This is a genomic window from Sulfuricurvum sp. (assembly GCF_028712165.1).
Taxonomy (GTDB): Bacteria; Campylobacterota; Campylobacteria; order Campylobacterales; family Sulfurimonadaceae; genus Sulfuricurvum.
Map to the genome: position 1 here is coordinate 21,457 of NZ_JAQTQR010000028.1, position 10,317 is coordinate 31,773.

The 10,317-nt window shown below is 43.4% G+C and carries 8 protein-coding genes; 3 read left to right on the top strand and 5 right to left on the bottom strand.

Annotated features, from left to right (window positions below; genetic code table 11):
- The first annotated feature begins 40 nt into the window (after nucleotides 1-40).
- A complete protein-coding gene (locus PHP90_RS06660) occupies nucleotides 41-1,837 on the top strand; it encodes an HD domain-containing phosphohydrolase (RefSeq protein WP_299927162.1) in 1,797 nt (598 codons plus the stop codon).
- Here the strand turns inward: PHP90_RS06660 and PHP90_RS06665 are convergent.
- The 4 genes from PHP90_RS06665 to PHP90_RS06680 form a co-directional block, all read right to left on the bottom strand.
- A complete protein-coding gene (locus PHP90_RS06665) occupies nucleotides 1,834-3,177 on the bottom strand; it encodes an MATE family efflux transporter (RefSeq protein WP_299927166.1) in 1,344 nt (447 codons plus the stop codon). The two genes, PHP90_RS06660 and PHP90_RS06665, sit on opposite strands and share 4 nt — an antisense overlap.
- The gene (locus PHP90_RS06670; RefSeq protein WP_299927171.1) at nucleotides 3,168-4,808 is read right to left on the bottom strand and encodes a YcaO-like family protein; all 1,641 of its coding nucleotides are present in this window, start codon (nucleotides 4,806-4,808) and stop codon (nucleotides 3,168-3,170) included. Before PHP90_RS06670 ends, PHP90_RS06665 begins: the two co-directional genes overlap by 10 nt.
- A gap of 115 nt (nucleotides 4,809-4,923) precedes the next feature.
- Nucleotides 4,924-5,475, bottom strand: a complete 552-nt coding sequence (locus PHP90_RS06675; protein WP_299927173.1) for a DUF882 domain-containing protein — start codon at nucleotides 5,473-5,475, stop codon at nucleotides 4,924-4,926.
- A gap of 80 nt (nucleotides 5,476-5,555) precedes the next feature.
- Nucleotides 5,556-7,214: a L,D-transpeptidase family protein gene (locus PHP90_RS06680; protein ID WP_299927175.1), complete on the bottom strand. Its 1,659-nt coding sequence runs from the start codon at nucleotides 7,212-7,214 to the stop codon at nucleotides 5,556-5,558.
- Between the two features lie 193 nt (nucleotides 7,215-7,407).
- Here PHP90_RS06680 and PHP90_RS06685 point away from each other — a divergent pair, with 193 nt between their 5' ends.
- Both PHP90_RS06685 and PHP90_RS06690 read left to right on the top strand, forming a co-directional pair.
- A complete protein-coding gene (locus tag PHP90_RS06685) occupies nucleotides 7,408-7,986 on the top strand; it encodes a DUF4337 family protein (protein ID WP_299927177.1) in 579 nt (192 codons plus the stop codon).
- Nucleotides 7,987-7,993: 7 nt separating this feature from the next.
- On the top strand, nucleotides 7,994-8,575 hold the full coding sequence (locus PHP90_RS06690; RefSeq protein WP_299927179.1) for a hypothetical protein: 582 nt from the start codon (nucleotides 7,994-7,996) through the stop codon (nucleotides 8,573-8,575).
- Between the two features lie 3 nt (nucleotides 8,576-8,578).
- On the opposite strand, the gene ppsA is transcribed toward PHP90_RS06690, so the two are convergent.
- Nucleotides 8,579-10,317, bottom strand: a 1,739-nt coding sequence (gene ppsA, locus PHP90_RS06695; protein ID WP_299927181.1) for a pyruvate, water dikinase, incomplete at its 5' end; no start/stop codon positions are given.

Consider the following 10,317-nt stretch of genomic DNA (forward strand, 5'->3'; position numbering starts at 1 on the left):
ATAATTAAATAAAATGATTATGAAATAAAGAGGTCAGAGTATGCAAGAGCAGGATATAGTTTCAGCCTATCGACGGTCACAATGGATAAAAGTGATTGGATGGACTGTTTTAGTCGTCATAGCAGCCCTCTTTTATTATCATGAACACTCTCAAGAAATTATTGAACTTGCCAAAAATACAGCTAAAACAGCTCTAAATAAAGACCTTGCCAGCCGCGAATGGGTCATTTCCCATGGCGGAGTATATGTTCCTACGGATAAAAAAACCACGCCGAGCCCGTGGCTGTCTCATATTCCCGAACGAGATATCAAAACTCCGTCTGATAAGTCGCTTACCTTGATGAATTCATCATATGTTTTGAGACAAATGATGGAAACTTACGGAACACTCTACGGAGAAAAAACGAGAATATCGTCCTTACAACCGCTTAACCCTGCGAATAAAGCCGATTTATGGGAAGAAAAAGCACTCCTATATCTCAAAAACAATCCTGGTAAAACCGATTTTTATGAACTTCAAGAGAACAAAGACGGAAGCTATGTACACATGATGATTCCTATGTTCGTTGATCAAAGCTGTCTCAAATGTCACAGTGAGTCGAATAATAAAATCGGAGATATACGAGGCGGAATTTCAATCTCGGTCCCGTTAAAAGCGTTTGCCGATATGACTCGACACGCCTTAATCAATGCATATACATGGTTCTTTCTAATATGGTTGCTGGTCAGTGGAGTTATCATTGCTTTTTCCAAAACAATGGAAAAAAAATCGCTTCAGCTTCATTCAATCGAGGTTGAAAAAATCAAAAATTATCAAAGTATGATTTCCCTCGTTATTGATTTGATCGATAAACGGGACTCCTATACTGCAGGACATTCCCAAAGAGTAGCTCATTACTGTGAAATCATCACAAGAGCAATGTATCATGATGAATCTTTAGTTAATAAAATCAAAGAGGCGGCTATCTTGCATGACGTAGGAAAAATCGCAATCCCGGATTCTATATTGCTCAAACCCGAAAAACTTACCCCAACTGAAAAAGAGCTGATCAATTACCATCTCACTGCGGGATATGAGCTCTTATCCAAAGTCGAGATGTACAAGGAACTCGCCGAGATCATGCGCTATCACCATGAACGCTTCGACGGAGAAGGATATCCTCAAAGACTTTCAGGTGAGCAAATTCCACCGCTTTCCCGTATCATGATTGTTGCCGACGCGTTTGATGCCATGACAACCGATCGTATCTATAAACCGAGAAAAAGTGTTGATGAAGCGCTAAAAGAAATCGAACTGCTCAAGGGATCACAGTTTGATCCGGATGTTGTTGATGCTGCGATTATCGTGTTACGTCATGTTATCATAAGCGCAACCGATCAATTCCCAAAAAATATCATGGAAGAGGAACGGTTCGCCTACTATCTGAAAGACCAACTGACAGGTCTCAATAATCACTGGGCATTGGAATCGATCCTAAAAATTAATCAACATTCTCTTGAATACCGTTATGCAACCGTCATTACACTCGAAAATCTCACCGTTTATAATCGTGAAAATGGCTGGCATAATGGGGACAAATTACTCGAAAATTTTGGTGAAACATTAAAAAGTCGGTTTATACATCATCACATCTACCGTATATTCGGAGATACGTTTATCATTTTAAGCCAAGACTATCTCGATCTTTCGCCAACAACTCCGATCATGGCCAAACTTTTAAAAGGAAAAGATATTACGTTAACACTCCATACTTTCCATCTTATTGAAGAGAAAGTTGACAGTATCAGCAGATTGGAAGAGATAATCAAAAATAAAATGACGTCACAAGAATTCTAAAAATTCCTGTTCATTGAAACTGCTCTGAGCTTTCCTCGACTGTAACGCCAGGTTACGAATGCGGAAAAAGTGACGATCAGTGCGATACTCAACCACACCCACAAAACGCCCAATCCTAAAAACGACACCAGACTCAGCAAAAGCAGCGGTGCGATGACTTGTCTGAAAATAGAGATCGTAAAAATAAAATTCGGTTTAGCAATACCCTGAAGCATCGCGAGATGGACAAATATCACGACAAACGAGAAGAGTATAAACGCTTCTACCCGCAGATAGAGGGCCCCTTGGGCAATCACTTTTGCATCATTGCTGAATACATGCATAAACCCCTCAGCGCCGACCAGTAACAACACCATTCCTCCCAAAGAGACGATTCCCCCGTAATAGAGTGCGGTTTTCAGCGTCTCTTCGATCCGTTCATAGTGCCCTGCCCCGTTGTTTTGAGCAACAATAGCGAGAACGGCAACATTCAACCCGATGGTCGGCATCAGGATAATCTGTTCTATCCGCATACCGATTCCGAAAGCGGCAACCACTTCCTGTCCGAAAGGCGCTGCAAAATAAGTGATGATGAAGATACCGGCTGCCATCAGAACCATATTCGCACTCGGCGGGAGTCCTTGGGTAATCAATTCTTTAAAAACGGCAGTATCAACGGTAAATTCTTTATAACCGTGCAGCAGAGGTATTTTTGTGAGCTTATAAAACAGATAGAGTGCCGTAATCAGTTCTGTCACCACCGTAGCCGAAGAGATCCCCCCTACCCCTAGAGGTTTAACTCCTAATCCTCCAAAAACAAACCAATAATCCAAGACGATGTTCAAAATGGAAGAGACGATCAAAATATTCCGAAACGAAACGGTATCGCCTACCGCATTTAAAAGGGCATTGATAAACCAGCTGAAAACAAAAAAAGCGGAGCCGTACAAAATGACGTTGATATAGGCCAAAGATTCTTCCAAATACGCACCATGCGCACCCAAAAGCATCATCAGATACGGTGTCGTCAAAACACCCGCAAACGTCAATACAAACGAGAGAAAAAAGCCGAAAAATAAAGCATTTAACGCAATATGCACCGCTTGTTTGGTATCTTTTCTTCCCAATGCATTTCCGACCAGTGCCGTAACGGCCTCACTCATTCCTCCGGCAATCGCCAGCATCATAAAAAAAACGGAAAATGAAAGGGTAAGTGCGGAAAGAGCCTGAGTCGATATCAAGCCTGCGAAATAGGTATCGGTGACGTTATACATCGTATGAAAAAAGAAACCGACACTCGCAGGAAGTGCCAGCTTTTTTATCTGGACATTGATTGCACCTTGGGTAAGATCTAAATGCATTTTTCCTCTGAGTGTGGATAAATCCCTTTTTTCACTTCCAGCCGATCGTACATATCCAGCATATTATAATAGTCTCGATGCAGGGCAGGATGCACTAAAAATTGTTCTCCGTTGAGTATCCCTACCGCTTTATCGACCCGCTCACGCGTATAAAGATCGTACAATGCCTGAGAAAAATCGCTAAACTCTAGACCGAGCTCCTCCATCCGGATTAATTCTGCGACCAGAACACTCATGGTATTCGTGCTAAATTCCAAATAACTCACCGCTTCATCGATATTCCCTAACATGAGATGCAGCTGTGCTTTGAGCTCTCCGATCGTAAAGTTCTCCTCGAAAATCACCCCGATGAATTTCTCGACATTCAGATGATCTTCGAGTGCTTCGATCTCATCGAGTACCGTGTCCGGATCATAATCAGCAAAGTTTAAAATCGCTTCCCGATACGCTTTACCGCGGTTTCGGTTGTTGTAGATCAGATCGTCGATCGGGTAGACCTCTGAGACTCCAGGGACGATAATCTGACACGAATACATATCCAGATAATCGTATTCGCGGATATAGAGTTCTTTGCCCATCGAAGCAAATATCCCTGAAAGATAAGCAAATTCTTCTGCCGTGCTCGATCCCGTATAGTCCCACGATGCGAATTCAAAGCTCTTTTTGCTGCTGAGAAACTGAATCCCCATCTTGCCGTTGGAATCGATAAAATGCGATTCGAGATTAAAACTCTCCGAAACCAGCGACATATCAAACGTCGGGACCTCAAAGCTTTCCAAATTCTCCAACCCGCGTCCCTGCATCAGTTCCGTCATCGTCCGCTCCAGAGAGACTTCCAAAATCGGATGGGCCCCGAAGGAGACAAAGAGTGTCGCATTGGCCGGATTGATAAACGATATCGCAGTCACCGGATATTTTCCTCCCAGCGAAGCATCCAGAACATTGACGATATATCCCAATTCCCGCAGTTTCATCAAATCGCCGTAAAGGCGTTCAAACTGCTGCAAAAATGCATCTTCATAATGAGGCAATGAATAGCCGTTTTTAATGATCTCGATTTTCGCATACCGTTCCAAAATCTCACTCATCGACTGCACCTGAGCTTCTTGGGGAGTATTTCCCGTCGCAAGCCCATTGCTGACGTAGAGATTGCTGAGAATATTAAGAGGGAAATAGACAACTTCATCACCGGAGAGTTTTGTAAACGGCAACGCGACGATTTTATCTTCATAATCGCTGTTAAAATCGAGCAGTTCATCCTGACTCAGCTCATGATTCGGATCATAAACCTCCATCAACTGAGATGTGAGATATCCCCCTTCAAAATCAAACGCCACCTCATCGGGATAATATTTTCGTTCAGGGAGATGAAAATCGATAAAGAAATTATTGGTCTGAAGCCGTTCGATGTATTCGCCCAGTGCACTGGCAGTAGAGGCCTCTGAAAAGACCCCTTTTCCATTGGAATAAATGTGTTTAGGAGCCTCAACCGAAGCGAGATTGAGCGAATAACAGTGATTGAGAGGATGCTTTTCACTTGAGTAGGTGACTGCGCAGCCCATCTCGTTTAATATGTTCTGCATACGTTTAATGGAGACTTCTACGGGAGCATTTTTGGAAACTAAATTCATAACGGATCACTTCAGATAAATTGTCGCAGTATAGCTAAAAGAGTTAATAGATTGTTTGCGATAAAGAAGTGGAATTAATCTTCAGATAGAGTCAATTATAGGGGAAATAAAACGATTACCAGTGTCTGACTCTGCCGACATCGACATGAACAAAATTGGAACTAGGATAATATCCGACTCCCCCGCGTCCAAGCCCCATTGCGACTTTTCTCAGATCAGCGAGATTTCGGCCTGGGAGATTAATATCGATTGCTTTGCCTTCCATATGAAGACTGTGTTTGGCAACTCCCGAAGATTGGCTTCTGAGCATTGCGTTGGTTTGCGGTGAACGATAGCCTGAAATAATTTGGAAAGGCTCATTGCTTCCCATATTCGTACGGATAGTGTGGAGTAGATCGAAAAGATCGGTATTCATCTGTGTTGCGGAATCGTTTCTGTAATCTCTAAGCAAATGATTCAGATCCGCTACGGCTTCAGGGATATACGCCCCATCCGCCCAAAATGTCGTTTCGAGCTTTTCGCCGGTATGAATATTGTATAAAGAAATGGATTTCGCAGAAGGTATTTCTCGGCTTGCGAAAGCGGTGTTAGGAAAGAGAGCGACAGTTGATGCCATTGCGGCAATTTTCAAAAAATCCCTACGGTTCATCATCTGTTCTCTATCCATATTCCCTCTTTCTTTTATACGTATCATAAATATTTGTGTAGTTTACCATAAGTTTTTAAACAGCCAAAAACTTCACACGCCTATCGCCATCCCAAAATATCCGCCAATTCCCCGTCATAGCCGTATAAATCGTCACGAAACTCTGCATTTCCTTCATCATTTACCCATGCTGTCCAATAATTGATATACACCCTTATTTTCTTGGAAAGCGGAATCGTTTTCTTTTTATTTGCAGCGATAAGTGCAGAGACATTTCTATCTGCCGAACCGTTTATCTCTCGGTTCAACAGATAATTTGCAAGTTTGACCGGTTCCTGGATACGGATGCATCCTGAACTGAAATTTCTCTCATGACGTTCAAAAAGATTCTTATGAGGCGTATCATGGATATAGACATCATAGGGGTTGGGAAAGATAAATTTGATCCTGCCCAGTGCATTTTTATCTCCCGAATCCTGTCTGAAAACATAGGGAGAAGCATTCGCATTGATATGTTTCCAATCAATGCTGGAGGGGTCAATCTCGTTCTTAACGTCATTGCTCCCATTTTTAAAGATTCGTATATTATTCTTTTTAAAATAGCTGATATTTTTACGCGCTGCCGGAACAAGATCTTCTCTCACAATCGTAGGGGGTACACTCCAGTACGGATTAATCACGATATAGCTCATCATCGCATTAAAAATCGGAGTCGGACGTTCATCCTTTCCGACGACTGCTTTCATTTGCACTACACTCTCATTATTCTCGATCACTCTGAGTGAAAAATCAGGGATATTGACCGAAATATAGGAATCCTCCATCTCTGCGGGCATCCATCGCCATCGTTCCATATTCAATCGGATTGACAAAATCTTCTCATCCACCGATACATTTAGTCTAGAGAGTGTCTCATTCCCGATAACTCCGTCCGCTTTGATCCCATGATGTTTTTGAAAATTTTTGAGTGCATCCAAATATCCATTCTCAGAATCCTCATCTGCACCTAGATATCCCTCGATTCTCAGCCGCTCTTTGATCTCTTCTGGGGTATCAGAGGATGCGACCTCTTTCCATCCTCCCGCTTCTTGCAGCTTATAATATTTCAGCAGCAGATTTTTCAGAGCGTGATAACCGGATTCAGAGGGAGAAAGATCCTTGATAGACTCCTCAAGCGTATTATTTGCAAGGGCATTTTCAAGATAAAGCGGCAGGTTGAGTGATTTTTTTGGATCTATTTTCCATTGACCTGTAACCGTTTTGCGCGGCGTTAAACCGTAATACAAATCTTTCCCAAGCACAAAATACGCATCACTCAGCAAAACATCCAATTTTGCAAATATTTTCGGATTATTCTTGGCAGCAGCATCGGATTGGATGGTATTTATAAGAGCGATCAGACTTTCAAGGTTATAGCGCGGATCGGAACTGTTCAGTCCCTCATATTGAGAATCCCGAAGAGCATATACCAAAAGTATCGCGTCAGAATCAATGCTGTTCTCATGACTCCAAACAGGGGAACATTGTGAATCTTTATAAAAAGACCTAAGCGTTTCTCCCGTGCTTGTCATTTCACTCTGCGAACCGATTTGAAAAGATGGATTGGTATTTTTCAATGATTGGCATATCTCAGCTGCAACCGATGATGAAAATGAACTCGCAGGCTGTACATCGGATACGGCAGATACATCTGCCCAGACATAAATAGAAGAAAAGAATAAGAAGAAAAAACTGACCATTATTTTCTTGCTTATTCCCATGTTTCTTCTCCATTTTTTCTTTACATTGCATGCCATTATAAAGCAGTTGTGCCGTAAATCGGATAAACCGAGACTCCTACCTTCGTAATGAAAGAATACCGAATATCTTCACACTAACTTCATACAGCACTCATTAGAATGCCGCTCATCAAAAAGAAATTGGATTTTTCTCCATAAAATAAAGGTATACACAATGGAATCAACCGCTATCGAAGAGCATTTAAAACAAGTCGAAGAGGCAATGGAAGAGGTAAAACACTTGGAAAAAGAAGAGTCCAAATGGCTCTCATATATTTCACTCAGTACCGCGATTATTGCAATTGTAACCGCATTGGCAGGACTCTATGAGTCCCAAGTCACCGCTAAAACAATCCTCCTCAAAAATGAGGCCGTTTTGTATCAGGGACAGGCATCGGATCAATGGAGCTATTACCAATCCAAAGGGATCAAAGGGCATATCTATGAAGTGAGTGCCGAAGTCTATCCGAAACAATCCGAGGAGTTTGCAAAAAAAGCCGAAAAATATAAAAAAGAGCAGGAAAAAATCAAACAGGATGCCCATCGTTTAGAGGCGATACGCGATCAAAAATCGGCTGAAAGCGAACACTATTATGAAAAACATCATATTCTGAGCTTTGCCATCACCTTTTTACAGATATCAATCGCGGTCGCTTCCATCTCAGCCCTCACTCGGAATAAAAAGTTTTGGCTCGGTTCTTTGATCCTGAGTGCTATCGGTGCTATAATAGGCGGCTACACCTTGATTTCATAGGATATTGATGATACGTAACCCTTTTTCACTGCTTTTACTATTCATAATAACAAGCACCGCACTTTTCGGCACCGAAACGATGGTTTTTATCCGACATGCGGAAAAGCCAGCGGATGGATTAGGTCAACTCTCGTGCAAAGGGCTTAACCGTTCTCTCAGACTTCCCGAGACAATTATCAAACGTTTCGGAGAACCCGACTATCTGATAGCTCCAAATCCGACCGTCCAAAAACCGGACAAAGGGATATCGTATAACTACCTCCGTCCGCTCGCCACCATCGAACCGTTGGCGATACGAATATCAAAAAATATTGATCTGACGTGCGGATATGACGATATCGATTGTATGGCAGATTTGTTGCTGAAACACAAATACAAAAACGACCTTCTAGTAATAGCATGGGAACATCATAATATCGACAAGATCATTCAAAAAATTGCGAAGTCAAAAAAGGTCAAAATCGATGTACCCGAATGGGAAAGCGACGATTTTGACTCGATGTATATCCTCAAAGTCGAGAAAAACTCCCTAGATTTTACAATCGAGAAGCAAGGGTTAAACAACCAAAATTCCGCGTGTGAGCTGTAAGTTTTAGCTGTTTTCCAGCTCACTCACAACCTGTCGCATTTTAAGCAATGAATCGGGATTGAGAGAGATCGAATCGATCCCCTCATTGACTAAAAATCGGGTGATTTCAGGATAATCCGATGGTGCCTGACCGCAGATACCGATGTATTTATCCCGCTCTTTGCACGCACGGATCGCCATGGAGAGCATACGTGTCACGGCCTCATTGCGTTCGTCAAACACGGCGGAGACCAGTGCGCTGTCGCGGTCGACTCCGAGGGTAAGCTGTGTCAAATCATTCGATCCGATGCTGTATCCGTCAAAAATTTCCAAGAATTGATCCGCGAGGATGACGTTAGAGGGGATTTCGCACATGGCGTATATCTCCAAATCATTTTCACCCTGCACTAACCCTGCTTCATTCATCACGGCAATCGCTTTTCGTCCCTCTTCCGGCGTACGGACGAAGGGGAGCATCACTTTGACATTGGTAAGCCCCATATCATCTCGTACCCGTTTCAGTGCTTCGCACTCCCACTCAAATGCCGGTTTATACTCTGGAGAATAATAGCGGCTGGCACCCCGAAACCCGATCATCGGGTTCTCTTCATCGTTTTCATAGGCGCTTCCGCCGATCATGTGTTTATACTCATTGGATTTGAAATCCGTCGTACGGACTACAACGGGTTTGGGGTAAAAAGCTGCCGCAATCATTCCTACCCCCTCGGCGATTTTATCGATGAAAAACTTTTTAGGATCGCTATACCCTTTCATCGCCTTGTGCACCTCAGCGCTCTCGAGAATCGGTTTTCCTAGGGAGAGTTCGACTAAAGCCATCGGATGTGCGTTCACATAATGGGTGATGATAAACTCCATCCGTGCGAGCCCGACTCCGTCATTCGGGAGTTTGGCCACTTTAAAGGCAATATCGGGATTACCGACGTTCATATAGAGCTTCGTCTTGGTCGAAGTGAGATTCCCCAGATCGATTCTGCTCACGTCATACTCCAACAACCCCTCATAGACAAGACCGTTCTCCCCATCCGCGCAACTCACCGTCACGGCATCCCCATCGTGAAATACGTCGGTTGCATTCACCGTCCCGACAATCGCCGGAACACCGATCTCGCGTGCTACGATCGCGGCATGGCAGGTTCGTCCTCCGCGGTTGGTGATGACAGCAGAGGCTTTTTTCATGATCGGTTCCCAATCGGGGTCGGTGATATCGGCAACGAGAACATCTCCGGCATTAAAACGGTCACTCTCATGGGGAGAATGGATGATTTTGACATGGCCTGAGCCGATTTTCTCGCCGATCGCTTTTCCGCTGAGGAGGATTTTCGGTTCTATTCCGCTCTTGAGGTGGTACTGCTCAAAAAAATTATCGTTTTGTTTTTGACTTTGTACCGTCTCCGGACGTGCCTGAACGATGTAAAGTTCACCGCTTTGCCCGTCTTTTGCCCACTCGATATCCATCGGACGGTATTCTCCCGCGATTGCCGTGTAATGCTCTTCGATACTGAGGGCATAGCGTGCCAGTGTCGCCACTTCCTCATCGGTAATTGAGAAAGACTCCTGCAACTCTTTCGGAGTGGAGAGATTGATCGTATGATGGCGATCATCGTAATGCATTGTTAGGGCTTTAGAACCGATTTGACGTTTGAGAATGGTTAATTTACCCTCTTTGAGCGTCGGTTTGAAGACGTAAAATTCATCCGGATTGACCCGTCCGCCGACAATATTTTCTCCCAATCCCCAAATCG